Origin of the sequence: Rhodococcus sp. WWJCD1, from assembly GCF_002258735.1 — a bacterium.
Taxonomy (GTDB): Bacteria; Actinomycetota; Actinomycetes; order Mycobacteriales; family Mycobacteriaceae; genus Rhodococcoides.
Genome location: NZ_NOXY01000012.1, coordinates 443,831 through 470,517, shown reverse-complemented (window position 1 = coordinate 470,517; position 26,687 = coordinate 443,831). Strand labels below are relative to the sequence as shown.

The following is a 26,687-nucleotide window of genomic DNA, read 5'->3' as shown; positions in this document are numbered from 1 at the left end:
TACCGTGTGCCCATGACGGAACCTCGGAAGCTCGCGGATCGCATCAAGTCGTCGGCGCGGGAAAAGCTGCAGCGGGCAATCGGCGAGGTTCTGGAGAAGCAGACGGCGCAGCTGGCCGAGCAGACCAGTGACCAGCAGGCGAAATTGCTCGACGTCCTCGAACGCCAGCGTCGTGAGATCGACGACCTGCACGCCTTCATCCGCGGTCTCGAGATGCGCATGCGTCGCGACATCCCCTATGCCTCCGACGTCGAAGCTGCCGCGCAGAGCGCCGAGTTCGCCGAAGAGATGATGCCGCAGGCCCCGACCTTCCTCCGGCCGCACGCCACGCTGCGCTTCGCGCTCGGCGAGGTCTCCATCCGCGGCATGGCCCTCGAATTCGGTGTTGCCAGCGGCACGACGCTGGAGATCATCGCCGAGGAGTTGGCGTCGCGCAAGGACATCACCGTCGTCGCGGGCTTCGACGTGTTCTCGGGCCTACCCGAGACGTGGCGTACCGGTTTTCCGAAGGGACTGTTCGAGCAGGAGAGCATCCCCGAAGTGCCGGGCGCTCAGATCGTGCCGGGACTGTTCGAGGATTCTCTGCCGGGCTTCCTGAAGGGCCACCACGAGAAGCTGGCCTTCCTGCACCTCGACGCCGACCTGTACTCCTCGACGGTCACCGTGCTGGATCTGGTGGCCGATCGACTCGCCGTGGGCACCGTCATCGTGTTCGACGAGTACTTCAATTTCCCCGGCTGGCGCAACCACGAGTACCGGGCGTGGACGGAATTCGTCGCACGCACCGGCACCGAGTTCGATTACCTCGGCTACACCGCCGACAACGAACAGGTCGTCGTACGGATTCGCACGGCACCCAGGCTTCGATCGAACTAGCTACTGCCCGTAGAGGCGAGCCCAGTTCTCTCGGCTCGTCAGCTTCGGCACGGCGGCACGGTACGACGCGGCAACCGTCGGCGTCTCGGTGCGCAGACGCTTGAGTGCGGTCACTCCACGCTTGAGCAGCTCGGACGCATGTGCCTTGTTGCGCTTGCGAACTCGGACGCCTTCTTGCGAGCGGTCGGTGACGATCGCGTGCGAGAACAGCGAGACGTGCCACCAGTGCGCGTCGTCGGCCGAGATGGCGACGGGGCCGGGGTTCACCGTCCCGCGCCACTGATTGAGCACTCGCTTGGCAAGCACGGCGAATTCCATGCTCTTCTTCGGGTGCGGGCCCGCAGGAGTGATGAACATATCGGCCGGACGCACTCCGGGAACATCGTTTGCGTTGTGCCGCTTCGTTTCTCCGTAGGCAGCACGTTCGCGTCGGATGGAACCGGCGGCGTCCATACCGCCGTCGAGCAGATTGTCCGGGCCTGCCAAGAAGTCTTCGACGGCTTTGATCAGCGTGTACGCCATGCCGTACTGCATCGACACCAGGTAACGAAGCAGGTCGGTGAAGAGTTGCTTCGCGAGCGTCTTACCGTCGAGTTCGATGTGCAGGGCGGCGGTGATCATGCCGTTGCGCAGGTTGAAGTAGCGGTGCCACTCGTCCCAGTCCTTCCACGCGAAGTCGGCGTGCCAGACGGCCGCACCCGGGAGCGTGACGGTGGCGAATCCGTTTGCGCGAGAGCGGTATCCGTACTCGATGTCGTCCCACTGGAAGAACAGCGGCAACGGGTACCCCACCTGTCCGACGATCTCGGACGGGATGAGGCACGACCACCAGCCGTTGTATCCGGCGTCGACGCGGACGTCCTGCTGGCGCTTGCGCTTGAACGCACTCTTGTCCGAGATCGCGTTCTTGACGTGGATTCCGGCTTCGAGCTTCTGCAGGTTCGCCACCTCGGCACCGACGTGCACACGGTCGGGGTGGAGCAGGTACAGCATCTGCGCGCCGATGATGGCGGGCTCGATGGTCATGTTGGCGAACGAGTTCATGCGGACGATTGCCTCGGGCTCGCACAGCACGTCGTCGTCCATGAAGATCACGTTGGCCGGATCGCCGCCCTTGCCCTGCACCTCGTACAGGCCACGGGTGAACCCGCCTGCGCCGCCGAGATTGGGCTGGGTGATGTAGACGAGTTTGTCGCCGAGCTCGGCCGCCACGCGTTGGAACTTCTCCCGCGTCTGCACCTGATCGGTGCCCTGATCGATCACGTAGACGTTGTCGACACCGAGCAGCGCAATCGGGTCGTCCGCCATCGCGGCAACGGTGTTGGCGCAGTCGTCGGCGCGGTTGAACGTGCAGATCACTACCGACGTGGGTCGCAGCTTCTCGGGAGCGGCGACGGTCCACTCCGCGTCCTGCACCGACAACTCACTCGACGTCGTGGTGAAGCGGACGTACAGCGCGCCGCCGTCGAGGAACTGCGTGGTGGCCACCGGAACGGCCAACTGAGTCGACGCGTTCGCGGAGTCCACCGTCGTGCTGGCCATCGTGCGCTCGTGGCCCTTGTAGTCGGTCGCAACCAGATCGACTCGGCCGGCACCGGAGACGTTCGCCTGGAAGACCACCTCGGTGACCGAGGTCCACCGCTGCCAGTAGCTGGCCGGGAACCGTCCGAAATAGCTGTTCGTGTGCAGCACGCTGCGCTTGCCGATCCGCGCGCCGGTGCGGGTGCGCTCGGCATTGCCCTTGCCGACGGAGCTGTACATATCGGCACTGACCAGGGGCGACGGGCCGTCGAACAGAAGTCTCTGAACAGTCAGCTCGGACCGGCCGTCACCGCCGGAAGAAGCGGACACATCCGATGCGGAGCCGAGACGATCGAGAGCAGTGCCGTCCATACCGAGAAATACCCCATCCAGTTCGAGTAGTGGCTCTGTGCGGCCGTGGAGAGAAGAAGACCACTGACCATGGTTGCACAGCCCGCGGCCGAACCGTCCGACGCTCGCCGTCTACTCCGCTTCCTGCACCCTCGCCTTCAGCACGCGAGCAGCATCGACCGGGTGCGTGAACGGCCACCAGTGGCCTGCGTCGACCCGGACGACGCGCAGGTCGGGGATCCATCGATCCAGACCGTCGGTGAGGTTCGGCGACAGCATCCGGTCGTGTGTAGGAGCCACCACGGTGGTCGGGACGGCGCACCGCGGATCGGGTCCGCGAAGCACACGCCGCAGCACGTTCGCCCGGTACAGAGCAATGCCGCGCTGCTGGTCCGCCACCGTCGGGGTCGGCTCCCCCTCGGCACCGAATCGCGCCAACAATGCCGGCACGCGGGTGCCCACCACGGGCACGTGAAACCCGAAGACGTACCAGGACCGGGCCAACTGCCCCACCAGCGACGGCCAACGCTGCGGCCGCACCGACCGCGCACGCGCCACCTGCCGCAAATGATCCAGACTGGGCCCCGACACCGACGTGTACGACGCGAAGGCTGTGGTTGCCCGAGGAGCGGCCATCGCCTCCCACATCTGGACCGACCCCCAGTCGTGGGCGAAGACGTGCACCTTGCCGGTGAGCCCCGGAATCGACTCGACCACCGCGAAGGCGTCTCGCGCCAGCTGCTCGATGGATACGTCCGCCGTGGGCTCGAGCACGGCCGCTCCGCTGCCTCGCGTGTCGTAGGCGATCACCCGAACCGTATCGCCGAGCTCGGCGATCAGGGGATCGAACACATGATGGTTGTCGGGATAGCCGTGCACCAGCAGTACCGTCGAGCGCGCGGACGGGTTTCCGTATTCGAATACGGGAAGCTCGGCACCGGACGTGTGTACCGTCCAGCCGGTCATCCCGCGTCCGTCAGGGCGTGCAGAGTGCCACCACGCAGCAGGTGAGCAATCATTCTCAGCCGCATGGCCTCCTGCTCGGGCTGCGGATGGACCACGGCCGCCAACGCCTCACCGTCGAGTAGGTGCACCACGGTGAAGATCACCGTTTCCAGATGCCGTGGATCGATCACGCCGGCGACGGGTAGCGCTCGCGCTAGTTCGCCTATCTGCTCGTGATATCGAACAGTGAACGGCTGCAGCCTCTCTCGTAGCTCCTCGTCACTGCGGGCGGCGGTCAGCAGCTCGTACCAGGCCCCGTTGATCGGGGCGCGGCACGCAGCCCTGAGCAGTTCGAGGCAGTGCTCGATCGATGCGCTCCCGAAACCGGACAGGCCACGGCGAAACTCGACGAACTGACGTCGGCGAACCTCGTCGGCCGCGGCGACGATCAGATCCAGCCTGGTGTCGAAGTGCCGAAACATGGCCCCGGACGACACCCCCGCGCGGCTGACTATCTCACTGACACTGGTTGCGGCGTAGCCCTTCTCGCACAACGATGCGATCGTCGCGTCGAGCAATTTTCCGATGGTCTCGGTGCGGCGCTGCTGTTGACTCGGACTCACACACGCTCCCGGCGTCGAGGAGCCGTGGCAGTGCCTGCCCGCAGGAAGCTACCCGCACGCTCCGACACGCCGAACCACGGCGCAAAGGTGCCGCTGGAGAACACTACTCGGCCCGCGACCAGGGTGGCGGTGACAGCGCGGTCGTTGCGATTGACCATTCGACTCAGGCCACCGAACTCCGGCATTGTCTCCTCGCGATAGGCCAGGACCTCCTCGTTCAGCCCCTCCGGGTCGATCACGACGATGTCGGCACGATCGCCCACCCGAAGGTGTCCGGCGTCGACACCGTAGAAATCGGCCAACTCGCCGCTGAGCTTGTGCACCGCCTTCTCGACGGTCATGAAAGGCCGTCGATCGTTGCGTGCGTCGTGCACGCGGTGCAGCAACCGGATACCGAAGTTGTAGAACGCCATGTTCCGCAGATGAGCACCGGCATCGGAGAATCCCACAGTGACCCCGGGCTGGTTGATCAGCTTGTCCATCTGCCGCTTGCGATGATTGGCAACCGTTGTGTGCCAGCGCAGCTTTCGGCCGTGCTCGACCACCAGATCGAGGAACGCGTCGACTACGTGCACACCACGCTCGGCCGCGACCTCAGCGATGTTCTTTCCGACGACCGACGCGTCGGGACACTCGGTGATCTCGGCGTCGGCGAAGTCTCGATGCCAGACGCGTGAGCTGAACTTCTTCTCGAAATCGGCACGGAACCAGCGGCGGTAGGCCTCGTCCGAGAGCAACTCGTTGCGGCCCAACTCTTCTCGTAGATGAAGAGCTGCGCGGCCGGAGCCGAACTCCTCGAACACCACGAGGTCGATGCCATCGGAGTAGACGTCGAACGTGGTGGGCAGGTGCTGCCAGCGGAACTGCCCCTTGCCCGGCCCGTTGACCATCCGAGCCAGTGGACCGAAGACACGATGAATCCAGGGCGACGCCTTCGCGTCCGCCGCGGCGAGCAGCGAGATCTTGAGCGGAGTGCGGCCGATCCCGGTGGCCGAGGCGAGGAAGAACAGCATGTCGTACTTGGTGTTCAGGTTCGGGATGCTCTGCAACAGCCGCCCGCGTCGACGCAGAATCTTGTGGAGTGCACGGAACTCGCTCCACCGCGCGTACGAGGACGGCAACGACCGAGACCGGTACCGATCGCCGTCCAACTTGTCCCACGGGTTCGTCATGGTCGACATTCCGAGCAGCCCGGCATCGAGTGCCTGCTCGAGCGCGTCGGACATGGCACGCCATTCCTCACGGGTGGGCCTCTGACTGCGATCGGTCGAGCGGTCCAGGCCCATCACGTGCGCTCGCAGATCCGAATGACCTACCAGCGCTGCGATATTAGGGCCGAGAGGCAGTCGCTCGAGCGCTGCGATGTACTCGTCGGGGCTGTTCCACGTCTTGTGCGTATCGACCGCTTTCAGCACATGATCGCGCGGCAGCGCCTCGACCCGACTGAACAGGTCTGCGATGTCGACCGGGGTGGAGTAGAGCGTCGACAACGAACAGTTCCCCAGCAGAACCGTCGTGACCCCGTGCCGGACGGACTCTTCGAGGCCCGGCCCGACTAGCACCTCGGCGTCGTAATGGGTGTGCACGTCCACGAAGCCCGGCGTGACCCACTTACCGGTGGCATCGACCACCTCGGTCGTCGCGCCCGCCTCGAGCGGTGTGGCCGACACGGCCCGCACGACGCCGTCGACGATGCCCACATCCGCTCGCACTCCCGGGCCGCCGGATCCGTCGTACACGGTGCCGCCGGTGATGACGACGTCGAAAGGAATGTTCGAGTTCATGTGACCTCCGTCATAGGATGACGAAACTCTAACTTAGAGAGTGATCACTCGCAATAGCCGCATTGCCGCAGACACCGGCGTCGTGGAGGACTCGACGTTTCGGTTACCGGGCACCTCGAGAGCTAGAGTCGGGTGTCTTTGCCCGAACTCACGGAGTTGACCTTGCCCACCACGGATACCCAGATCGCGCGCGGCTCTCTGCCCGACGGCAAACGAGAGCGCCTCGTATGGGGCGCGGCGATCGCCGCAGTCGTCGTGTTGGGCTATCTCTTGATACTCAGCGTCGACCCGCGCTTCTTCTACATCGACGACACCGAATCCGGAGCCATTCCCAACTGGCTTCAGCTCGGGCGCATCATGCGCGACGGCCATTTTCCGTCCCTCGTGCTCGATCAGTGGATGGCGGGCAACTATCCCGTCGAAGGCCAGGGCGGCCTGTGGAACCCGGTGCAGATGGCGATCAACTACATCTCGCCGTCCGTCGACAACCTGGTACTGCTCGCAACGGTGGTCAAACTCGGCTTCTCGATCCTGCTGGCCTGGGGCGTCTATCGCGTCGCACTCACCTATGGAGCGCGCGCCAACTGGGCCGCCGTCGCGGGCGCGAGTGCACCGTTCGTCGGCTTCACCCTGTTCTTCGAGAACACCTCGTGGGTGACCGCACTCATCGGCACCGCGTACATCACGAACGCATGGGCGAGCTCGATGAAATACGCTCGCGGCCGCAGCGGCCCCATCGTGCCGTTCGTGTTCCTCTACCTGGCCATCAGCGTGGGTTACGTACACGCTGCGGTCATGGCCGGCGTGATGATCGGCTCCGTCGCGATCGGCGAACGCCTGTTCCAGCGCCTGTGGCGACCCGCTCTGAAGGTGTGCAGTGTCGGCATCGCAGCGGCTGCGTGCGGGGCCGTGACCTTCCTCCCGGGAGTACTGACCTCGGCGGTCACCTGGCGCAGCGGCGACGAGGGAACGTTCAACGACAACTTCCTGACGGCACCGTGGTCGGAATCGCTGACCGCAAGCATCCCCACGGCCGTGACGAGTATCGAATCGTGGGCGGGCGAGACCACCGAGTCGCCGGTCACCTACATCGCCTGGTTCGTCGTCCCCGCGCTCGCGTTCATCGCGTGGCGTCGGGTGCCCGCGGCCTTGCGTGAGCTGGCCGCACCGCTGATCCTGTTGACGTTCGCACTGGTCTTCACAGCCGGGCCGAGCGACATCGGCCCCATCCGCTGGCCCGCGCGCATCCTTCCCTTCGTCGCCATCGTCGCGCTGATTCTCGTGGTCACCCTGATCAGTCGATACGGAACTCTCGACAAGCTGCGGCCCCGACTGCTCGCGGCCGGTCTGTTGACACTGGTGCTGTTGCTACGCGCCGGCTCCTCGGGACCGGAGTTCTTCGGCCGCCACATCCTCGCCGCGCTGGCGATCCTGCTCGTCGGCGCACTCGCGCTGCTGCTGGCCCACCGCTTCTCCACCCGGGCGACGGCAGCGCTGCTCCTCGTCACGATCGCGCCGGTTGCGATGTACCAGGTGGCCACCTACGAGCCGCCGTTCGACAAATGGTGGCTGCCCGCATCTCAGTCCGAAGCCAAGGCGCAGTTCCCACAATGGCAGGGCTCGACGTTGCAACTCGGCAGCCGCGCTCTGACCGAAACTCAGGCCGACGGGCCGGACGACCCCCAGCTGCCGTGGCACTCCCAGGTGTACGGCAACTCCGCCAAGGTCATGGGCCTGGACTACGTCAACGCCTACACCCCCGTCGGCTATCTCGATTTCGCCAATCTGCTGTGCTTCGAGCACGAAGGATCGACCTGCACGGATGCCTTCGGCCGACTGTTCGAGATCGAGCCGTACACCGGCAAGACCTACGCGGATCTGATGCAACTGGACCGCGTCGTTCTGCAGAAGCTGCAGTATCCGTTCGCGGATTCCCAACCCGCGCCCGCAGGCTGGCAGTGGGTGACCGCACCCACTCCCGAGGCGGCTCGCCAGGTCTTCGTCCTCGAACGTGTCGACGGGCTGATTCCCTCGACGTCCGGACGCGTCGTCGCGACGGTCGACGCCACAGCCGAACCCCGCAGCTCCGACGCCGACTCCGAGCACGTCGACGTCAGTGCACCCGACGGCGGCAGCGTCGTCTTCTCGCGGTTGGCCTGGCCCGGGTACACCGCCACGCTGAACGGTGAAGAACTGCAGACGAAGGGCTTGGCCGACATCTTCCTGTACGTCGACCTGCCGCCCGGCACCGACAACGCGGACCTCGAGATCACCTTCCGGCCGCCGGGCGAACGCCTCGGACTGGCCGCGATGGCAGGCGGAGTGCTGGTGCTGATCGGCCTGGTGGTGCTCGATGTGCGACGGCGCAGAAGCTCGAGTTCTCCGGAGCTCGGCAGTACGACGTCCAGCAGATAAGGACGGGAGTAGAGCCTGCGGAACGACCCAGATAGGGTAAGCCCTCGTGATGTCCGACGACGCTGCTGCTGATCCGCACCGCATTTCCATTGTGGTTCCGGTCTATCAGGGCGAGCGGACACTCAGCGCGTTGATGGACGAGATCATTCCGTTGACCAAGGTGGTGCACACTCCCCTCGGCCGGCCGATGATCGTCGAAGAGGTGCTGCTCGTCTTCGATCACGGACCCGACAACTCCGCTGCCGTCATTCGGCAGCTCACCGCCGCGCACACGTTCGTTCGCGGCGTATGGCTCAGTCGCAACTTCGGCCAACACCCAGCCACGCTGGCCGGTATGGCATCGAGTGGCGGCGAGTGGATCGTCACGATGGACGAGGACGGTCAACACGACCCGGCGGCCATCGGCGGCATGCTCGATACCGCCCTCGACCGGCAGTCCACCGTGGTCTACGCCAAGCCCACCAATGTCGCGCCGCACGGATTGTGGCGTAACGCCGCCTCCCGCGGTTCGAAGTGGCTGATTGCCAAAGCTCTGGCCGGGGACAACACCGTCGACTACCAGAGCTACCGCCTGGTGCTCGGTGAAGTCGGTCGTTCCGTCGCCGCGTATGCCGGTTCCGAGGCCTACCTCGACATTGCTCTCGGGTGGATCGCAGGCGACGTCTCGACGAGTCCGGTGGCATTGCGGGAGGAAGTGGATCGTCGATCGGGTTACCGACTGCGGACACTGCTCTCGCACTTCTGGCGGATGGTGCTCTCGAGCGGCACCAAGGGACTGCGGATGGTCAGCTTCATCGGCCTCGCCTTCGCCCTGCTCGGCCTGATTCTCGTGGCCTACGTGCTGATCTCGTACTTCGTGTTCGATTCGGGTGCCGAGGTGCGAGGCTGGGCATCGACGATGGTGATCCTGCTGTTCGGCTTCGGGGCAACCCTGTTCTCACTCGGAGTAGTGGCCGAATACGTCGGCGTCAACGTCAAGACCGCCATGGGTAAGCCGCCGTACCTCATCGTCACCGATCCCGGAAACGGCCCACTCGGGCGCACCGCGCCTGCAGAATCAGTCGAGAATTCACAGTCGACCGACAACACACCGTCGACGTGACCGCGACGCACACCTGGATCGTCGGCAGCGGCGGCCTACTCGGCGCAGCAGCGACCCGGGAGGTGCAACGCCGCGGGCATCACGTGCACACCAGTACGATCCCCTGGACGAACAGGGCGTTGGCCGAAGAAGCTCTGCTGCAACGCTGTTCGGAATTCTTCGACTCGTTCGACGACGGTGCGTGGAACGTGATCTGGGCCGCGGGCGCGGGTGTGAACGGCACCAGCGCAGCGCAATTCGCTCAGGAGAACGAGCTGATTCGCACAGTCTTCTCGCGCATCGAAGCAGTAGCCGCCGATCGCGCCGACACCGGAACGGTCTTCCTCGCCTCGTCCGCAGGGGGCGTGTACGCGGGCGCACTCGGAGCGCCGCATCATGAAGGAACGCAGCCGGTTCCGTTGGGCGATTACGGCTTCGCGAAGCTGCAGTCCGAGTCGATCGCCACCGACTTCGGGGTGCGCACCGGCATCAATGTGGTGATCGGCCGCTTTGCGAACCTCTACGGCCCGGGTCAGAATCTCGCGAAACCGCAAGGCCTGATCTCGCACCTGTGCCGCGGATACCTGATGGCGTCGCCCGTATCCATCTTTGTACCGATGGATACGCTGCGCGACTATCTCTACGTGTCCGACGCGGCCGAAATGGTGGCCGACACCCTAGAAATGTCTGCCGAGCAACAACTTTCGCCGACGGTCAAGATCTTCGCCTCGGGCGAGGCCGTCACGATCGGTTCGATCCTCGGAGCGTGCCGAACAGTCTTTCGCCGACGGCCGAACGTGGTGCTCGCGGCATCTCCACTCGCCGCCTTCCAAGGTCGCGATCTGCGACTGCGGTCTACGGTCTGGCCGGAAATCGATCGTCGCACCCATCGAACGTTGCCTGCAGGCATCGCGTCGACCTTGTTCGCGACGCGTCAAGCATTGGCGGTCGGTCGATGACCGAGCCGCAGACTCCCGCTCCCCCGGCCGGCATGAGCGGTGCGCCCGGGCCGCTGATGCGCATCGTCAAGAATCAGAAGATCGCATTCCTGCTCGTCGGCGGCGTCAACACCGGGTTGGGCACCGCGTGGTTCATCCTGTGGCAGTTGCTCATCGGTGAGCAGTACGGCTACCACGCCGCCATCGTCCTCGGCTATCTGTGCAACGTGCTGTGCGCGTTCGCGATGTACCGCTACCTGGTGTTCCGCGTGCGCGGGCACTTCCTGCGAGATCTGCTGCGGTTCTTCGTCGTCAACTTCGGCGCGTTCCTGGCAAACATATCGTTGATGACCATCGCCGTATCGGTGCTCCACTTCCCGCCCATCCCTTCACAATTGGCCGTCACAGCAGTGATGGCAGTCGTCAGCTTCTTCGGCTACCGCGACTTCTCGTTCCGCAGAAAGAGCCAGGCCCCCACACCATGACCCCCCGTGTTTCCGTCGTCGTCCCGGCGTACAACAACGCCGAATACCTGGCCGAGACCATCGATTCGATTCTCGCCCAGACGTTCACCGACTTCGAGCTCGTCATCGCCGACCACTCGTCGACCGACGACACCCTCGCCGTCGCGCAGAAGTTCGACGACCCCCGCATCCGTGTTCTGACGACCCCGGCCGGTGGTGGCGCACAGGCCAACTGGAACCGCGTCACCGAGGAGGCCACGGGCGATTTGATCAAACTGGTGTGCGGCGACGACACCATCGCGCCCACCGCGCTGGCCATCCAGGTGCAGGCATTCGACGACAACCCGGCCGCCGTTCTGGTCGCCTCGCAGCGCACCCTCATCGACGCCTACGGCAAGACAGTCATCGCCGCCCGCGGGCTCGGCGGACTGCAGGGAAGGGTGTCGGGGCGGGTAGCGGCCAGAACTGCAGTCCGAGCCGGCGCCAACATCTTCGGTGAGCCCGGCGGCGTGATGATGAAGCTGTCGGAGCTACGCGACATCGGACTGTGGGACAACAGCCACCCCTACCTGATCGACCAGGCCACCTTCATCGCGGTCGCCCTGCGCGGCGACATCGTCGCCATCCCACAGCCACTGGCGTCGTTCCGCATCAACTCGGGACAGTGGAGCGTCGAGCTGGCCACCCAGCAGGCCCGTCAGGCTGCGGACTTCCACCGCTCACTGCAGGCAAGCGATCCGACGTTGCTGTCCAACGGCGACGTACGCATCGGAAACGCCAAGGCTCTGATGACGTCGTTCATGCGCCGCGCGGTGTATCTGCTTCTGCGCCACCGGATGTCGCGCAGCAGCTAGGGCAGTACGGATTCTTTTGCCGCATAGACGGCTTCGGTGGCGTCTTTCTGAGGTCGCCACCACTGCTCGTTGTCGCGGTACCAGTCGACGGTGGCTTTCAGGCCGGCCCGGAAGTCGACGTAGGTTGGCGTCCAGCCCAATTCGGTGCGGAGCTTCGTCGAGTCGATGGCGTAGCGCAGATCGTGGCCGGGGCGGTCGGTGACGAAGTCGAAGGCGTCGGGGGCGTTGCCGGTCTCTTCGAGGATCGCTTCGAGGACGGTGCGGTTGTTCGCTTCGCCGTCGGCTCCGATGAGGTAGGTCTCGCCTATGCGGCCGCCGTCGATGATGGCCCAGACGGCGCTGTTGTGATCGTCCACGTGGATCCAGTCGCGCACGTTCTGGCCAGCCCCGTAGAGCTTGGGGCGGGAGCCGCTGAGAATGTTGGTGATCTGACGCGGGATGAACTTCTCCACGTGCTGGTAGGGGCCGTAGTTGTTGGAGCAGTTGGAGATGGTGGAGCGGACCCCGAACGATCGCGTCCAGGCGCGTACCAGCAGATCACTGGAGGCCTTGGTCGAGGAGTACGGGCTCGACGGGTTGTACGGGGTCGATTCGGTGAAGCGTGCCGGGTCGTCCAACTCGAGATCGCCGTAGACCTCGTCGGTGGAGATGTGGTGGTAGCGGACGTCGTGTTCGCGGACCGCATTGAGCAACGTGGTGGTGCCGATGACGTTGGTATGCACGAACGGCCACGGGTCGGTCAACGAGTTGTCGTTGTGCGATTCGGCGGCGAAGTGGACGACCAGATCCGTCTCGCGAACGAGGCGGTCGACGAGGTCGGCGTCGGCGATGTCGCCGTGCACGAAGTCGATGCGGTCGGCGACTGGCTCGAGGGATGCCTTGTTGCCTGCGTAGGTGAGCTTGTCGAGCACGGTGACCTGCGAGTCGGGGCGCTGCGCGAGGGTCTGATGTACGAAGTTCGCGCCGATGAACCCGGCCCCACCCGTGACAAGAATTCTCATGAACAGGCACTTTACCGGTGGAGACTCGTGCGGGCCGTTCGTGTCGGGCGCGCGTGCTAGCTTCTGTTCGACTTCGGGGGGAGTACGTCAATGGGTCTCGGCAAAATTCTGATTCGTCTCGCGGCATCGGTAGCGCTGCTGTTCGGGATCATGTGGGCAATTCCGCAGCTGGCACCTCCGGTGCCTGAACCGTACGAGGGTGTGCAGGTTCTGCCGCCGGTGTCACCGAAACCCACGGGCTCGACGACATCGCCGCCGCCGTTGCCGCCGGGCTTTCCCTCGATGAACCGTCCGCCACCGAAAATCGAGGTACCCGCCGGGCAGCCGCAGCCCATCGCCACCAAATTCGGCTGGACTTACGAAATTCCGGCGGATTGGGAGAATCAGTACGACGCGTTTTCGGAGTGGACCGGTGAGGACGGGTCCACCGCTACATACGGCGCGCTGGGGCTGCACGGGCGCTTCGACTGCGAAGGCGGCGAATTTCAGACCTCGGCAATCACAGGGATGACCGGTCGACGCGTCGGAAACTTGACGGTGCTTGCGTTGCAAGAGGTGCAGAAGGCCTCGATGATCTTCACCAACAGAGACGGATCCTTAACACCTACTGTTCGGATCAGCGACCCTCGGTACTTGGAAGTGGACGGTGAGCCGGCCGTCCGTTACTCAGCCTCGGTCGAAGACATACCCGATACGCCTGATTGCCCACCTCCCAGAGCAACATTCGACGTGGTCACCACAACCGGTTTCGCCACAGCAGAGGTGGCGGTCTTCGTAGTTCTGGCCGACCGGGACGTAGAGGATGCGCTGAACGACGAGGACGTCGACAGCCTTATCTCCACTCTTCGAAAGAGTCCAGTGCAATGACCGAACCTCTTTACGCTAATTCCTCGGAAATAGCCGGTCTCGGCAATCTTCTCGATCGCATCGGCGTCGATACTCTGGCCGGTCATCGTTATCTGATCGACAATGCGGGCCTGAGCGAGAACGTGGTCGGGCAGATTCTGCAACGACTCCAGCCGTATCTCGCCGGCTTCCAGGAGTTGACACGCACTCGGCAGGTTCACCTGTCCGCCAATTGCGGCGAGATGGGTGTCGAACTGAACAAGGCTGCGTGGCTGTACGCCGATCAAGATCAAAAGAACTACGACCTGCTGAACGCTCACACGACACTTCCGACACTACCGGGCATCGACCGCGGCAGTTCGGATCGTGCCGCCGTCGGGCACGTGGACGAATTCGAAGGACCCGCCGACTACGGCCGGCCCCACGGGATCGACTACTCACCAACGAATCCCGTGCTCGACGACCTCCGCGACGTACTCGCCGATGCCTCCGAGTGGCTCGGCGAGATCGACCGCACGATCTTCGAGCTCTCCGGGTGGAGTCCGCTACGCGAAGCGACCATCCCCGTCACCGGAAACTGGAACGAAATCCGTCGAATCGGTCAGGCGTACCAGATAGCGGGTGACGCGATGGAAGCCGCAGCGGAGTCGTTAGCTGCAGGAGTGCGCCGAGTCGAAGGTCACTGGAACGGCGCTGCCGCACAGGCATTCACCGACTACGCCGACCGGCAACTGGCCGCAATGCGATGGGAAGGTCCGGCCGGACGAACGATCTCTGCGATCTGTGCGGCAATCTCCGACCAGCTTCGCGAAGCCGCCTCGGCAGTGGTGCGCAAAATCGTCGAGTTACTGGAGTCCGAGGTGGCCGTCGACAACGCCCGCGGTGCATTGAAGGTAGTGGTCAAGAAGGTTCCGGTGGTCGGCACAGCATGGCAGGTCGAAAGCATCATCGAAATATGCTGGACAGCAATGAATCTGACCAAAGAACTCATCGTGAAGATCGAAAAGGTGGTCGACGACTTCGGCGCGTTCCTCGACGCGCTCGGCGACCCCGAAGGCCAGGTGGGCCAGAAGATCGACGACACACTGCGGCCGCTGAACGACTTCCTCGACTACGGCAAGCAAGCCGTCGAAGCGGGCAAGACAGCGGACATCCGACCAGTACTCGACACACCGGACGAGGACTTCTCCGTCGGCACCGGCGACGAACCATGGCGGGACGCATGATCGAGTCCCTGCCTCCGCACGCCCGAGCCGCATACGACCGTCTGATGGCATCCTGCGATGAGCTCGTGGCCGCACGCACGCGAGCACTGAACACGGACCTGAAGGCTCGAGCGGGATCCCGCAGGGTCACCGCGGAACTGCTGGCCCGCCTGGCGTCGTCACCGCAAGCGTCGTCCGACCTGATCCACTACGCAACCCGCGTCGCGTCGGGTGAATGCAGTTGGGAACGAATCGAGGTGGACGCAGATCCGGTACCACCGGAAGTCGAAGAGCTCAAAGCCGATTCGCAGATCATGTGGCCGAGCGAATGGCCGACTTCGACGACGGAGGTCCCATCTCAGCCGTATCGAATCCCGTGGGAATGAGCCGTCGCCAGCGAAGTCTCAGGAACGCGCGACAGTACGTCCGGCAAAGGCCGCCAAACGCTCGTACGCGTTCGACCCGTCCGGTGTGGGCTGCTTCGGTTCGAAGGCACCGGCGCGGCGTTCGTCGGTCAAATTCTCGGACATGAACTCCAGCCCGTCTTCCGCGACGGTCGGGTCGAAGTCGTTTGTGCCGCGACCGAGTGCGGTCGCGAGGTCCCACGCGTGCACCGAGAATTCCGCGGCGACCATACCGAGTGGCAGCGGTGATCCTGCGTCGATCTCGGCCAACAGTTCGCGGGTCCTCTCGGTCCACAGCGGAATCGGGTCGGACGACGGCTCGGGTGACGCCGACCAATCGATCTCGCCGCCCCGCGCCATGGTCACCAAATTGGCCGCGGTGTTCACGAGGTGGTCCGACAGCTCGGCGACGGTCCAGTCGGTACATGGCGTCGCCGACGCGCGTTCGTCTGCGGTCACAGCGGAGAGCAGAGAGGTGACCTGGCTGATACCGGTTTCGATCTGGGTGCGGCTCGTCACGATCGTTGTCCTCGGATCTCTCGGAAGGCTGGGTATGCGGCGAGCGTAGGTGCACCTCCGAGCCCCCGCAGCGGAAACGGGGAAGGCACAACCGCACGGTCGACCGGAGGGTCTGGAAGACTGCGGGTTCATGCGGGGAATCATTCTGGCGGGCGGCACGGGCTCGCGTCTTCATCCGATCACGATGGGCGTCAGCAAACAGCTGGTCCCGGTCTACGACAAACCGATGATCTACTACCCGCTCTCGACCCTGATCCTCGCCGGGATCCGCGAGATCCTCATCATCACCACCCCCCAGGACGCCGACCAGTTCACCCGCCTCCTCGGTGACGGCTCCCAATTCGGCATCGACTTGACCTACAAGGTCCAACACGAGCCGAACGGCCTCGCGCAGGCATTCGTGTTGGGAGCCGAGCACATCGGCACCGACTCCGCGGCATTGGTGTTGGGCGACAACATTTTCTACGGCCCGGGCCTGGGAACTCAACTGTCCCGCTTCGAGACCATCGACGGCGGAGCGGTCTTCGCCTACGAAGTCTCCGACCCCACCGCCTACGGCGTCATCGAATTCGACGACAACCGCAAAGCCATCTCGTTGGAAGAAAAGCCGGCCGCCCCGAAATCGAACTACGCCGTCCCCGGCCTGTACTTCTACGACAACGACGTCATCGCCATCGCCCGCGACCTCGAGCCCTCCGCGCGTGGGGAATACGAGATCACCGACGTCAACCGCCACTATCTGGAGGCCGGCCGCCTCCAGGTCGAGGTCCTGCCCCGCGGCACCGCCTGGCTCGACACCGGCACCTTCGACTCTCTCCTCGATGCCTCGAACTACGTGCGCACCATCGAACAACGCCAAGGCCTGAAAATCGGATCCCCCGAAGAAGTGGCCTGGCGACGCGGATTCATCACCGACGACGAACTGCGCGTGCGCGCCGAGAAGCTCGTCAAATCCGGCTACGGCACCTACCTGCTCGATCTGATCGACCGAGGGATCCGATGACCTTTCGTGAGTTGAGCATCGCCGGTGCCTACGAATACACCCCACGCCAGTTCGGAGACGACCGCGGCGTGTTCTTCGAATGGTTCAAAGCGTCGGCGTTCGAGGAGACCACCGGTCGAGCGCTCGATCTGAAGCAGGCGAACTGTTCGGTCTCCGCCGCAGGCGTGCTCCGCGGGATCCACTTCACCACCAACCCGCCCGGGCAAGCGAAATACGTCACCTGCGCCCGCGGCGCGTTCCTCGACGTCATCGTCGACCTGCGGCTCGGCTCCCCGACGTTCGGGCAATGGGACTCGGTGCTGATCGACGACATCGACCGCAAAGCGGTGTTCCTGTCCGAAGGACTCGGCCACGCCATCCTGTCGCTCGAAGACAATTCCACCGTCATGTACCTGTGCAGCCTCGAGTACACCCCGGCCCTGGACCGCGACATCAACCCCCTCGACCCCGCCCTGGGCATCGACTGGCCCACCATCGGACGCGACGGATCACCTTTGACCTACGAGCTCTCCGACAAGGACACAGCCGCCCCCGCCCTCGCCCAAGCCCTCGAAGCCGGCAGCCTCCCCACCTTCTAGCTACCGGATCTTGAAGATCACGAATCGCTGAACGAGGAAGTTGATGACCGTCGCCGTGCCCTGCGCGATGACGAAGGCCACGTTGGCGTACCAGAAACCGTCCGGAAGAGCCTGGTAGAGCCAGGTGTAGATGCCCACCTGGACGGCGAAGGTGACGCCGTACAGCGCGACGACGGCGAAGAACCGGGCGCGCGACGGAGCCGCATTGAAGGTCCAGCGGCGGTTGATCAGGTAGGCCGTCGTCGTTCCGAGCACGAAGCCGATGGCCTTGGCCAGCGTCACCCCGACCCCGAACACGAAATGCAGGAGCAGGTTGACGCCCTGGTCGACGATGGCCGACAGCACACCCGTCGCCAAGAAACGCAGCACCTGCGTCTTGAGATCGAGGGCCGCGTCGGCGATGTTCTCGGTCAGCGGCAGCTCGACGGGTAGCGGAACGTGATGCTGCAACTCGTCGTCCTCGGGCGACCAGTCGTCGCCCGTTGAGCCTTCTTCTGCGGAGCGGTCGGGGGTGGACACGAGGACTGACACTAGCCGCTGCCGCGGTGCGGGTACCCTCTTGAGCGATGTCCACGACAGCCGACGACGCACTCTTCCCCCTGGAACCACAGGCCGCGAACACTGCGCCGCTACCCACGCAGACCCGCACACTCACCGGTTGGGGCCGCACCGCGCCCTCCACCGGAGAGGTGCTCTCGACCTCCGACCCCGAGCTCATCGCGAACGCGGTCAAGCAGGTCGCCGAGCAGAACGACTCCAAGCCGGCCTACCTTCGACGCGGCGTCATCGCCCGCGGCCTCGGCCGCTCCTACGGTGACAACGCGCAGAACTCCGGCGGGCTCGTCATCGACATGAATGCGCTGAACGGCATTCACAGCATCGACGCGTCGACGCGCATCGTCGACGTCGACGGTGGCGTCAACCTCGACCAGCTGATGCGTGCCGCGCTTCCGTTCGGCCTGTGGGTACCGGTGTTGCCGGGTACGCGCCAGGTCACCATCGGTGGGGCCATCGGAACGGACATCCACGGTAAGAACCATCACAGCGCGGGTAGCTTCGGCAACCACGTCCGCTCGATGGAACTGCTCACCGCGGACGGTCAGATCCGCCACCTGACGCCGTCGGGCAAGAACGCCAAACTCTTCTGGGCGACGGTCGGCGGCAACGGACTGACCGGCATCATCCTGCGCGCAACCATCGAGATGACACCGACGGAAACGGCATATTTCATCGCCGACGGCGACGTCACCAGCACCCTCGACGAGACCATCGCACTGCACAGCGACGGCAGCGAGAACAACTACGACTACTCCAGCGCATGGTTCGACGCGGTTGCTCCACCACCCAAGCTCGGTCGCGCGGCTGTCTCTCGTGGATCGTTGGCGCGCCTGGATCAGTTGCCGGAGAAGCTGCAGAAGGATCCGTTGCTCTTCAACGCGAAGCCTTTGGTGAAGTTCCCCGACATTTTCCCGAACGGACTCGCGAACAAGTACACCTTCTCGGCCGTCGGCGAGGTCTGGTACCGCAAGTCGGGCAACTACCGCAACAAGGTGCAGAACCTCACGGCGTTCTACCACCCACTCGACATGTTCAGTGAGTGGAACCGTGCCTACGGCTCCAAGGGATTCCTGCAGTACCAGTTCGTGGTGCCGCCGGAGGCCGTCGACGAGTTCAAGAAGATCATCGTCGATATCCAGAAGTCCGGGCACTACTCGTTCCTCAACGTGTTCAAGCTGTTCGGGCCCGGAAACAAAGCGCCACTGAGCTTTCCGATTCCGGGTTGGAACATCTGCGTCGACTTCCCGATCAAGCCGGGCTTGAACGAGTTCGTCCGCGAACTCGACAAGCGCGTGCTCGAATTCGGTGGCCGTCTGTACACCGCGAAAGATTCGCGCACCGACGCCGAGACGTTCCATTCGATGTACCCGCGGATCGACGAGTGGATCAAGGTCCGTCGATCCGTAGACCCCACAGGCGTTTTCGCCTCCGATATGGCTAGAAGGCTGGAACTGCTGTGACGATAGACGCCGTAGGTAACCCCCAGACGATTCTCGTTCTGGGTGGCACCAGCGAGATCGGTCTCGCGATCACCGAGGAGTACCTGTCGAAGTCTCCGGCACGTGTCATCCTCGCCGCGCTGCCGAACGACCCGCTGCGCGAGAGCGCCGTCGCACAACTGACCGCCAAGGGCGCAAAGTCCGTCGACGTCATCGACTTCGATGCACTCGACACCGCGTCGCATCCCAAGGTGATCGACGCCGCCTGGGCCAAGGGTGACGTCGATGTCGCCATCGTCGCCTTCGCCGTCGACTTCGATGCCGAGCAGCTCTGGCAGGACCAGCGCAAGGCCGTCCTCGCCGCGAACATCAACTACACCGCTTCGGTGTCGGTCGGTGTGCTGCTGGGCGAGAAGATGAAGGCGCAGGCGTACGGCCGCATCATCGTCATGTCCTCGGTGGCAGGCGAGCGGGTTCGTCGCTCCAACTTCGTCTACGGCTCCACCAAGGCCGGCCTCGACGGGTTCTACCTCGGACTCGGAGAAGCGTTGCGCGAGTTCGGGCCTCGCGTCACCGTGGTTCGTCCGGGCATGGTGCGCACCAAGTTCAGCGCGCACGTCAAGGAAGCGCCGATGACCGTCGACAAGGAGGTCATCGCGAAGCTCGCGGTGAACGCCTCGCGCAAGGGCACTCCCCTCATCTGGACGCCTGCTCCCTGGCGTCTGGTGATGATGGTGCTGCGACACGTACCGCGGCCGATCTTCCGCAAGCTGCCCATCTAACTGTATGACTGTCGGGGTTGCGCCGGCGCGCAGAACTGCTTCTGCCGTCGGAGAAATAGTTGCCGGAATCCTCGTCGCAGTCGTCGTGGCTACGGTCGGGTTGTACGCCTTCTCACTGGTTCAGTGGCCGGCGTTCAACTCGTCCAACGTCACTCGCGCTCTGACGACCCTGGGCCAGGTCGTAGCTGCGGCACTGTTCGCCACGTCGATCTACCTGTACCGAATCCACAAGTGGCCGTGGATCGCTCGACTCTCGGCGTGGGTCGGTCTGTCCGGCTTCGTCACCGTCACCCTCGGCATGCCCTTGGCGGCAACCAAGCTGTACCTGTTCGGCATCTCGGTCGACCAGGAATTCCGTACCGAATACCTGACGCGCCTGACCGATTCGGCGTCGTTGCGCGACATGACGTACACCGACATCCCGCCGTTCTACCCCGCCGGTTGGTTCTGGCTCGGCGGACGCGTCGGCAACGTGTTGGGCATGGACGGGTGGGAAGTATTCAAGCCCTACGCAATCGGGCTGCTCGCCGTTACATCGGTGGTCGCATTCGTGTTGTGGAAGGCCCTGATTCGCAGCGACTGGGCTGTCGCCGCCAGTGCCGTCACCACTGCGCTCGTCGTCGCCTACGCCTCCCCCGAGGCCTACAGCGCCGTCATCGTGCTGCTCTTCGCCCCCGCACTTGTGCTGGCATGGGGTGCGTTGCACAGAAAAGCGGCCGGCGGGTGGGGAGCGGCGGCAGGCACCGGCCTCTTCCTCGGACTGGCCGCGACGTTCTACACCCTGTACCTGGGCCTGGCCGCATTCACCGTCGTACTCATGGCGCTGTTCGCCGCTGTTCTCGCCTATCGCGAGCGCAAGACCTGGAAAGTACTGGTGCCCATCGCGATCAAGGTCGCCTCGATCGCCGCCATCTCCGGCGTCATCGCCGCGACGGTGTGGCTGCCGTACCTCATCGACTTCCTGCGCGGAGCACCGTCCACATCGGGCACGGCGCTGCACTATCTACCCGAAGCCGGTGCAACACTTCCTTTCCCGATGTTCGAGTTCTCCATGTCGGGTGCGCTGTGCCTGATCGGCACGGTATGGCTGGCAGTGCGCTTCTCCTCCTCGCGTCGAGCGCAGGCACTCGGCGTCGGCGTCGTCTCGATCTACCTGTGGACACTGCTGTCCATGGCCGCCACGGCCGCGGGCACCACGTTGCTTTCCTTCCGACTCGAAGCGGTCTTGATCGTATTGCTCGGCAGCGCAGGCGTTTTCGGCTTTCTCGAAGGTAGTCACGCGATCTACCAGGCCATCAACGAACCGCCCAAGTTCCGTATCGCGGCCGTCGTCGTGGCGATCATCGGTGCTATGGCCTTCGCGCAGAACATCCCCCAGGTACTGCAGAGCGAGATCACCGTCGCGTACTCCGACACCGACGGTGACGGCAACCGCGCCGACATGCGCCCACCGAGCGCGGTCTCGTACTACCGCGAGGTAGACGACGCCCTCACCGAGCAGACTCAGCGCCCACGCGACGAGACGGTCGTGCTGACCGCGGACACCTCGTTCCTCAGCTACTACCCGTACTTCGGCTTCCAAGGACTGACCTCGCACTACGCCAACCCGCTGGCGCAGTTCGATCAGCGAGCCGACGCCATCGAGCAATGGACCGAGCTCGAGACACCCGACCAATTGATCGAGGCGTTGAACACCAGCCAGTGGCGCGCGCCGGACGCCTTCCTCTTCCGACGCGGAGCCGACGGCTACACACTGCGCCTGGCCGAGGACGTCTACCCGAACGACCCCAACGTGCGTCGCTACACCGTCACCTTCCCGGAGTCACTGTTCGAGGATCCGCGCTTCACCGTGACGGATATTGGGCCCTTCGCGCTGGTCGTTCGTACTGCTTGACCGACATCGGGGTTCGGCACGGTCGAACTTCGAGTGTCAGCCCAGCCAACCGGACGTACCCGGGTCGGTGGGGCTCGTACTGTTCACGATCAGCGTGTGTGCGGCTGTGCAGACCTGGGCTGGATCGACAGTGAGGAAGTACCTCCACTGGTTCGACGGCGACGCTGGACCATCGGGGTCGAGTGGGCGTGCGACCAAGGCGCAGTAGAACCGTTGGCCGATAACGGCGATGGCACCGATTCTTTCCGAGGGTTGAACCAGGTCGGCGTGGCGTACCCCGTCGGTGGCGGTGAACAGTGCGCGAGGTGCGTCGAGTGCTTTCACATACGGGTGTTTGCGTGCGAGACGCCGCAGCGTTCGCGCCATGTCGGCTGAGCACATGTCGGGTTCTGGGAATGCGATCACAATCGTCAGAGCTTCCGCGGTGGCCGTTGCGAAGTCGAGTAGGTGGTCGGAAATGGACGCGAGGACCGAGATCGATGTCGTGTCGGTGGCACGGTCGTCGAGGATCTCTGTCAACGGTCTCGTCACAGGAGGGCGTGGCTGTACCGGAAAGGACGACGTCTGGGATGCATCGAGGGGGGCGGGCCGGCCGAGATGAAATCCTTGTCCGTAGGCGGCACCCCACGCGATCGCCTTCTCCTTCTGTCTCTCGGTTTCGATTCCTTCGGCGATGAGTGCAACATCGAACCGGCTCGCGTAGGCAAGAACGGCGAGCAAGGTGGCGAGCTTGTCGCCCGTGAGGTCGTCGTCGAGCAACGATCTGTCGAGTTTGATCACCTCGGGTGCGAGAAGGGGCAGGACCACCATCGAGTCGGGGTCGGCACCGACGTCGTCGAGAGCGATGATGATGCCGTCACGTCGCAGTCGGTCGGCTGATCGGAGTAACCGCGCCGGGTCTGTGAGCAGGGAGCGTTCGGCGAATTCCGCAACGGGCCGAACCTGCGAGCCGCCTCCACGCAACAGTTCGCTGAGGCGACGGGCCGAGGTCGACGAGTTCTCGGAGGAAATCGCTTCGGCTTCTATGTTGACGAACAACGTACGTGGCGGGTGGTTGGCGGGGGTGAATTGCGCCGCTGCGGCGACTGCTGACGCTATGCATCTACGGTCCAATTCCTCGGCTATCCCCATGGTGCGAGCGATGTCGAAGATCTGGTCCGGCGAGGTGTCCGGAAAAGCTGGCCACCGGGTGAGCGCCTCGTGCGCAACCACCAACCCGGTCCTCGAGTCGACGATCGGCTGAAAGACTGAGATCAGTGAGCTGAAACGCTCATCGAAGTCACCGTCGACGCCCAACTTTCACCCCATATTCTCGATCCCAGTGCTGCACATGCACAAAGACTTTCGTTCCCTGCGCCGAGGCACGCGGGGGCGTTGCCTGCATACGGGCTTCGCCACAGTGGTGATGCCGGCGACTGCGTTGCTACTGACCCGCACTGCCGGAGAGTCTTTAGTACCGTGAAACAGTCTGACATGCCTCCAGGCCGTCGGACATGATCGGCGTGCTCGTCGTCGACAGTCATCCGAAAGATGCGGAGCATCAGCAATGTCAGAGCACACGGTGTTCGACCCATCCGAGCGTGAACAGGATGCGGTGGTCCGTGCTCTGCTCGATGATCCCAACGTCAGTGTCATCGACACGACACTGGATCAGCTGGCTTCGCTCCGCCGGTTACTTCCCGCGATAGCGGGCGACTCCGAGGAATTGCCACGGTGGGTGCATTACCCATGGCGGCGCACAATGGTGCGGGTCCTCGGCCCACGCGACTTCGATCGGCTGCGACTGGACCGCAACAGAAACAAGATCACTTCCGAGGAACAAGCTCGGTTCAGAGGATTGCGAGTGGGAGTTGTCGGGTTGAGTGTCGGCCACGCCGTCGCCCACACCCTCGCGCTGGAAGGACTGTGCGGCGAGTTGCGTCTGGCGGACTTCGACGAGCTCGATCTCTCGAATCTCAACCGTGTCCCGTCCTCGGTGTTCGATTTGGGCGTGAACAAGGCGGTCGTCGCTGCCCGACGGATCGCCGAACTCGACCCCTACCTGAATGTGCAGGTGTTCGCGGACGGTGTGACGGCAGAGACTCTCGATGGCTTTCTGGACGGGCTCGATCTAGTTGTGGAGGAATGCGACTCGATCGACACCAAACTGCTGGTCCGTCATCACGCCCGCGCCCGCGGTATCCCCGTGGTGATGGAGACCAGCGATGGAGGCGTCCTCGATGTCGAACGCTTCGATCTCGAACCCGACCGACCGGTGTTCCACGGACTGCTCGGAGAGATGAAGACCGCGGATGTGGCCGACTTGACCGTCGAACAGAAGAGCACAATCGCAGCGACGTTGCTCGAACCGACCAAACTGACGCCCCGAATGATCGCATCGGTGCCGGAAATCGGGCGCACGCTCTCGACCTGGCCACAGCTCGGCGGAGACGTCGCGCTCGGTGGTGCCGCTGTGACCGCTGCTGTGAGGGCATTCGGCCGCGGTGAACCGCTCGCGTCCGGTCGGCGGCGAATCGACCTGGATGCGTTGGTGCGCACCGGACGCGACCCGGCAGCCGGCCCTGAGAACGTATGAGCGGGCGCACCCCCGACCGGACGCATCGCCAGATACTGTTCTTGGGGTTCGCCCGACTTTGATCCGAGGAATTACCCGATGAACGTGATCGACAAGTCGTCTCGTCGGCGAGCGAACTCCTGGCGGTCACGGCTCGATACCCGCACGACCGCAGTCATTGCCAGCGCCACCGGTGCCGTACCGCTGTTGGCTATTGCCCTGCTGTCTCCGACGTTCTTGCGGCCGAACGCACTTCCGATTCTCATCGTGGTGCTGACGTTCACCGCCGTCACCGTGCTCTTCGCTGCCAAAGTGGGGAGGTTGAGTGAACGCCAATTCGCCGTCCTGGGGTTCGGAGGCATGACCGGAGTCGCGATCAGTGCCTTCCTGATCGCCGATCCATCCGGCACGCGTGCGGTCACCTCGATGCTGGCCATCGTTCCGGCAATTGCGGCATCGAGCTCACCGCCACGAGTCACCGCCGGCTTGTCGGCGGCCTCGGTGGTCATGGCCACGGTGCTGTCGGTGGTCAGTGTGGGATCTTCGGGGTGGGCGGTGACTGCCGTTGCGATCGGTGCCGCCGCGACCACGGTGCTGGTGCCGGTTGCGCTCATCGGCGGCCTGCGCCGAACCCTGTCCTCGGTGAACGAGAAACTGCAACGGCTGGCCGACACGGACCCGTTGACGGGGCTGGTCAATCGCCGTGGACTGCTCTCGAATGCCCAGGTCCTCGTGCACGAGGCGTGCGAGCGGAGGGAACCATTGTCTGCTCTCGTCGTCGATGTCGACTATTTCAAGACCGTCAACGACACCGCCGGTCACACGGCCGGGGACCGAACGCTTGCGGCAGTCGCCGACACCCTGGCTCGCGCTGTACACGCAGAGGTCGGCGAATCCGAAGCAGTCGTCGCGCGAACCGGTGGCGAAGAGTTCCTGATCCTCGCCCCGCACCGAGACGGTCACGAACTCACGCAGCAGATACTCGATCGAATCCGGTCCGACTGCCCGGTCACTGTCAGCATCGGAACGGTGACACTCGACGTACGACCCACTGCACCCGGTGACCCGGCGCTGCCCACCGCAGGCGTTGCTTCCAGCGAATCGGGCGGTCTCGATCAGGTGCTCGACGCGGTCGTCCGTGCCGCCGACGCAGCGCTCTACCGCGCCAAAGCCGACGGTCGAGATCGGGCGTACCACGCAGGCACACTCACGATCGGCTGGTCGGGCAGCCCCAGGTCCGGACAGACGCGGACGAGCCGCCCCAAAGACTCCACCAGCCGTCACGCCACCGACGGGATGCGCTGACCGTACCCACACAGTGAGCGGGCCTCGCGGACCATCGACTGCCACACCTCGGGCCTCGCGTTGCGGGCCAGCGAGTCCATGTCCCACCACATCATGACGGTCCTGTACTGCTCACTCGGGTACGCCGCAGCAGGGATGGCGTGGTCGATCCGCCCCCCGGAGCTCTCCCACAAACGTAGGACGTGATCGGCCGCGCTGGCGAACAGGTACCGGCTACCGGTCAATTCGAGCGTCGGCAATGCGGTTCGAGCCAGGACATTCGACACCGTCCGCCCTGCGGCCCCCGCATCCACCCACGCGCTCTTCATTTCCACGATCCCGTGGGAGAGCCGAGCGTGCAACAGTTCGGTGACCAGCGGCAGTCCAGGCGAGTCCTCCCATTCGGCCAACACGTGGGATTGCTCGATCATCGTGTACGGGCCCTGGGCTCTGACGCCGCCGAGCATCTGCCCTGCCTTGTCGAGCACCACGTAGAACAGGGTTGTCGTTGCGCCCGAAGCGACTTCGTCCATATCGAGTGCAGCGGTGACACCATGGCGAGAGTACGATTCCCACGCTCCTTCGACGTAGCGGGACCACAGCTCCGGGGAACCCGATGGCGTCGCGGCCGTCAATGTCATGGTTCCCCCGGCGCAACGCGTCGACCAGGGACCGGCATCGAGCCCTTCTCGGAGAGGGCCGGGCATATCGGGTTCGTGTGCCCGTGAGCTCGGCCGATGTGCCGAGTGGACGCTAGGGAATACGGGG

General features: G+C 64.3%; 25 protein-coding genes. 16 read left to right on the top strand and 9 right to left on the bottom strand.

Translation table 11 applies throughout. The features are described 5' to 3' along the window. The first annotated feature begins 12 nt into the window (after nt 1–12). Nucleotides 13–876 (top strand): TylF/MycF/NovP-related O-methyltransferase, encoded by an 864-nt coding sequence (locus CH286_RS09915; RefSeq protein WP_032405132.1) that lies wholly within the window; start codon nt 13–15, stop codon nt 874–876. Here the strand turns inward: CH286_RS09915 and CH286_RS09910 are convergent, their stop codons facing one another. The 4 genes from CH286_RS09910 to CH286_RS09895 form a co-directional block, all read right to left on the bottom strand. Further along, nucleotides 877–2,769 (bottom strand): glycosyltransferase, encoded by a 1,893-nt coding sequence (locus CH286_RS09910; protein WP_080734488.1) that lies wholly within the window; start codon nt 2,767–2,769, stop codon nt 877–879. It lies immediately after the preceding gene. Between the two features lie 111 nt (nt 2,770–2,880). Further along, nucleotides 2,881–3,714, bottom strand: coding sequence for an alpha/beta fold hydrolase (locus tag CH286_RS09905; protein WP_094609069.1), 834 nt, complete (start codon nt 3,712–3,714; stop codon nt 2,881–2,883). Continuing rightward, nucleotides 3,711–4,316, bottom strand: coding sequence for a TetR/AcrR family transcriptional regulator (locus tag CH286_RS09900; RefSeq protein ID WP_032381102.1), 606 nt, complete (start codon nt 4,314–4,316; stop codon nt 3,711–3,713). Before CH286_RS09900 ends, CH286_RS09905 begins: the two co-directional genes overlap by 4 nt. Beyond that, nucleotides 4,313–6,100, bottom strand: coding sequence for an N-acyl-D-amino-acid deacylase family protein (locus tag CH286_RS09895; protein ID WP_094609068.1), 1,788 nt, complete (start codon nt 6,098–6,100; stop codon nt 4,313–4,315). The genes CH286_RS09900 and CH286_RS09895 overlap by 4 nt, the downstream gene beginning before the upstream one ends. A gap of 162 nt (nt 6,101–6,262) precedes the next feature. Here CH286_RS09895 and CH286_RS09890 point away from each other — a divergent pair, with 162 nt between their 5' ends. From CH286_RS09890 to CH286_RS09870, 5 genes are read left to right on the top strand one after another with little or no spacing between them, the layout of a single operon-like run. Continuing rightward, complete coding sequence (locus CH286_RS09890) at nt 6,263–8,515, top strand: hypothetical protein (protein WP_255182627.1); 2,253 nt, start codon at nt 6,263–6,265, stop codon at nt 8,513–8,515. 49 nt (nt 8,516–8,564) lie between these two features. Continuing rightward, nucleotides 8,565–9,617 (top strand): glycosyltransferase, encoded by a 1,053-nt coding sequence (locus CH286_RS09885; RefSeq protein WP_176458203.1) that lies wholly within the window; start codon nt 8,565–8,567, stop codon nt 9,615–9,617. Further along, nucleotides 9,614–10,555, top strand: coding sequence for an NAD-dependent epimerase/dehydratase family protein (locus tag CH286_RS09880; protein WP_094609067.1), 942 nt, complete (start codon nt 9,614–9,616; stop codon nt 10,553–10,555). The genes CH286_RS09885 and CH286_RS09880 overlap by 4 nt, the downstream gene beginning before the upstream one ends. Next, a complete protein-coding gene (locus CH286_RS09875) occupies nt 10,552–11,019 on the top strand; it encodes a GtrA family protein (RefSeq protein ID WP_094609066.1) in 468 nt (155 codons plus the stop codon). The genes CH286_RS09880 and CH286_RS09875 overlap by 4 nt, the downstream gene beginning before the upstream one ends. Continuing rightward, nucleotides 11,016–11,852: a glycosyltransferase family 2 protein gene (locus tag CH286_RS09870; protein WP_094609065.1), complete on the top strand. Its 837-nt coding sequence runs from the start codon at nt 11,016–11,018 to the stop codon at nt 11,850–11,852. The genes CH286_RS09875 and CH286_RS09870 overlap by 4 nt, the downstream gene beginning before the upstream one ends. Here the strand turns inward: CH286_RS09870 and rfbB are convergent. Continuing rightward, entirely contained in the window at nt 11,849–12,853 is a 1,005-nt protein-coding gene (gene rfbB / locus CH286_RS09865) for a dTDP-glucose 4,6-dehydratase (protein WP_094609064.1), read from the bottom strand. The two genes, CH286_RS09870 and rfbB, sit on opposite strands and share 4 nt — an antisense overlap. A 90-nt stretch (nt 12,854–12,943) precedes the next feature. Between rfbB and CH286_RS09860 the strand changes: the two genes are divergently transcribed. The 3 genes from CH286_RS09860 to CH286_RS09850 are packed head-to-tail and all read left to right on the top strand — an operon-like array spanning nt 12,944 to nt 15,290. Further along, entirely contained in the window at nt 12,944–13,720 is a 777-nt protein-coding gene (locus CH286_RS09860) for a hypothetical protein (RefSeq protein WP_094609063.1), read from the top strand. Beyond that, entirely contained in the window at nt 13,717–14,925 is a 1,209-nt protein-coding gene (locus tag CH286_RS09855) for a WXG100 family type VII secretion target (RefSeq protein ID WP_094609062.1), read from the top strand. Before CH286_RS09860 ends, CH286_RS09855 begins: the two co-directional genes overlap by 4 nt. After that, nucleotides 14,922–15,290, top strand: a complete 369-nt coding sequence (locus CH286_RS09850) for a hypothetical protein (RefSeq protein ID WP_141215826.1) — start codon at nt 14,922–14,924, stop codon at nt 15,288–15,290. The genes CH286_RS09855 and CH286_RS09850 overlap by 4 nt, the downstream gene beginning before the upstream one ends. An 18-nt stretch (nt 15,291–15,308) precedes the next feature. Here CH286_RS09850 and CH286_RS09845 read toward each other — a convergent pair whose 3' ends face one another. Then, complete coding sequence (locus tag CH286_RS09845) at nt 15,309–15,827, bottom strand: maleylpyruvate isomerase family mycothiol-dependent enzyme (protein ID WP_176458196.1); 519 nt, start codon at nt 15,825–15,827, stop codon at nt 15,309–15,311. Between the two features lie 130 nt (nt 15,828–15,957). Between CH286_RS09845 and rfbA the strand changes: the two genes are divergently transcribed. Both rfbA and CH286_RS09835 read left to right on the top strand, forming a co-directional pair. Next, nucleotides 15,958–16,830, top strand: coding sequence for a glucose-1-phosphate thymidylyltransferase RfbA (gene rfbA, locus CH286_RS09840; protein ID WP_094609059.1), 873 nt, complete (start codon nt 15,958–15,960; stop codon nt 16,828–16,830). Beyond that, a complete protein-coding gene (locus CH286_RS09835; protein WP_094609058.1) occupies nt 16,827–17,408 on the top strand; it encodes a dTDP-4-dehydrorhamnose 3,5-epimerase family protein in 582 nt (193 codons plus the stop codon). Before rfbA ends, CH286_RS09835 begins: the two co-directional genes overlap by 4 nt. Here CH286_RS09835 and CH286_RS09830 read toward each other — a convergent pair whose 3' ends face one another. Next, the gene (locus tag CH286_RS09830) at nt 17,409–17,927 is read right to left on the bottom strand and encodes a GtrA family protein (RefSeq protein WP_080734491.1); all 519 of its coding nucleotides are present in this window, start codon (nt 17,925–17,927) and stop codon (nt 17,409–17,411) included. Nucleotides 17,928–17,974: 47 nt separating this feature from the next. On the opposite strand from CH286_RS09830, the gene CH286_RS09825 reads away from it, so the two are divergent. From CH286_RS09825 to CH286_RS09815, 3 genes are read left to right on the top strand one after another with little or no spacing between them, the layout of a single operon-like run. Then, the gene (locus tag CH286_RS09825) at nt 17,975–19,426 is read left to right on the top strand and encodes an FAD-binding oxidoreductase (protein ID WP_037152852.1); all 1,452 of its coding nucleotides are present in this window, start codon (nt 17,975–17,977) and stop codon (nt 19,424–19,426) included. Beyond that, the gene (locus CH286_RS09820) at nt 19,423–20,187 is read left to right on the top strand and encodes a decaprenylphospho-beta-D-erythro-pentofuranosid-2-ulose 2-reductase (protein ID WP_032381093.1); all 765 of its coding nucleotides are present in this window, start codon (nt 19,423–19,425) and stop codon (nt 20,185–20,187) included. The genes CH286_RS09825 and CH286_RS09820 overlap by 4 nt, the downstream gene beginning before the upstream one ends. Nucleotides 20,188–20,191: 4 nt before the next feature. After that, on the top strand, nt 20,192–22,081 hold the full coding sequence (locus CH286_RS09815; protein WP_094609057.1) for a galactan 5-O-arabinofuranosyltransferase: 1,890 nt from the start codon (nt 20,192–20,194) through the stop codon (nt 22,079–22,081). 36 nt (nt 22,082–22,117) lie between these two features. Here the strand turns inward: CH286_RS09815 and CH286_RS09810 are convergent, their stop codons facing one another. Beyond that, nucleotides 22,118–23,377 carry an EAL domain-containing protein gene (locus tag CH286_RS09810; protein WP_094609056.1) on the bottom strand — a complete coding sequence of 420 codons (1,260 nt, stop codon included), beginning with the start codon at nt 23,375–23,377 and terminating at the stop codon, nt 22,118–22,120. 250 nt (nt 23,378–23,627) lie between these two features. Here CH286_RS09810 and CH286_RS09805 point away from each other — a divergent pair, with 250 nt between their 5' ends. Together CH286_RS09805 and CH286_RS09800 are read left to right on the top strand one after the other, a co-directional pair. Continuing rightward, nucleotides 23,628–24,656, top strand: a complete 1,029-nt coding sequence (locus tag CH286_RS09805; RefSeq protein WP_094609055.1) for an Rv1355c family protein — start codon at nt 23,628–23,630, stop codon at nt 24,654–24,656. A gap of 78 nt (nt 24,657–24,734) precedes the next feature. Continuing rightward, a complete protein-coding gene (locus CH286_RS09800; protein WP_032405387.1) occupies nt 24,735–25,940 on the top strand; it encodes a GGDEF domain-containing protein in 1,206 nt (401 codons plus the stop codon). Here CH286_RS09800 and CH286_RS09795 read toward each other — a convergent pair. Next, a complete protein-coding gene (locus CH286_RS09795) occupies nt 25,916–26,626 on the bottom strand; it encodes a hypothetical protein (protein WP_255182626.1) in 711 nt (236 codons plus the stop codon). The two genes, CH286_RS09800 and CH286_RS09795, sit on opposite strands and share 25 nt — an antisense overlap. Between the last annotated feature and the right edge of the window lie 61 nt (nt 26,627–26,687).

Coding starts and splice junctions, on each gene's coding strand:
- CH286_RS09895 (WP_094609068.1), bottom strand. CDS start 6,100: ATGAACTCGAACATTCCTTTCGACGTCGTCATCACCGGCGGCACCGTG.
- CH286_RS09885 (WP_176458203.1), top strand. CDS start 8,565: ATGTCCGACGACGCTGCTGCTGATCCGCACCGCATTTCCATTGTGGTT.
- CH286_RS09915 (WP_032405132.1), top strand. CDS start 13: ATGACGGAACCTCGGAAGCTCGCGGATCGCATCAAGTCGTCGGCGCGG.
- rfbA (WP_094609059.1), top strand. CDS start 15,958: ATGCGGGGAATCATTCTGGCGGGCGGCACGGGCTCGCGTCTTCATCCG.
- CH286_RS09875 (WP_094609066.1), top strand. CDS start 10,552: ATGACCGAGCCGCAGACTCCCGCTCCCCCGGCCGGCATGAGCGGTGCG.
- CH286_RS09815 (WP_094609057.1), top strand. CDS start 20,192: ATGACTGTCGGGGTTGCGCCGGCGCGCAGAACTGCTTCTGCCGTCGGA.
- CH286_RS09825 (WP_037152852.1), top strand. CDS start 17,975: ATGTCCACGACAGCCGACGACGCACTCTTCCCCCTGGAACCACAGGCC.
- CH286_RS09855 (WP_094609062.1), top strand. CDS start 13,717: ATGACCGAACCTCTTTACGCTAATTCCTCGGAAATAGCCGGTCTCGGC.
- CH286_RS09860 (WP_094609063.1), top strand. CDS start 12,944: ATGGGTCTCGGCAAAATTCTGATTCGTCTCGCGGCATCGGTAGCGCTG.
- CH286_RS09905 (WP_094609069.1), bottom strand. CDS start 3,714: ATGACCGGCTGGACGGTACACACGTCCGGTGCCGAGCTTCCCGTATTC.
- CH286_RS09835 (WP_094609058.1), top strand. CDS start 16,827: ATGACCTTTCGTGAGTTGAGCATCGCCGGTGCCTACGAATACACCCCA.
- CH286_RS09910 (WP_080734488.1), bottom strand. CDS start 2,769: ATGGACGGCACTGCTCTCGATCGTCTCGGCTCCGCATCGGATGTGTCC.
- CH286_RS09805 (WP_094609055.1), top strand. CDS start 23,628: ATGTCAGAGCACACGGTGTTCGACCCATCCGAGCGTGAACAGGATGCG.
- CH286_RS09800 (WP_032405387.1), top strand. CDS start 24,735: ATGAACGTGATCGACAAGTCGTCTCGTCGGCGAGCGAACTCCTGGCGG.
- CH286_RS09870 (WP_094609065.1), top strand. CDS start 11,016: ATGACCCCCCGTGTTTCCGTCGTCGTCCCGGCGTACAACAACGCCGAA.
- CH286_RS09850 (WP_141215826.1), top strand. CDS start 14,922: ATGATCGAGTCCCTGCCTCCGCACGCCCGAGCCGCATACGACCGTCTG.
- rfbB (WP_094609064.1), bottom strand. CDS start 12,853: ATGAGAATTCTTGTCACGGGTGGGGCCGGGTTCATCGGCGCGAACTTC.
- CH286_RS09795 (WP_255182626.1), bottom strand. CDS start 26,626: ATGCCCGGCCCTCTCCGAGAAGGGCTCGATGCCGGTCCCTGGTCGACG.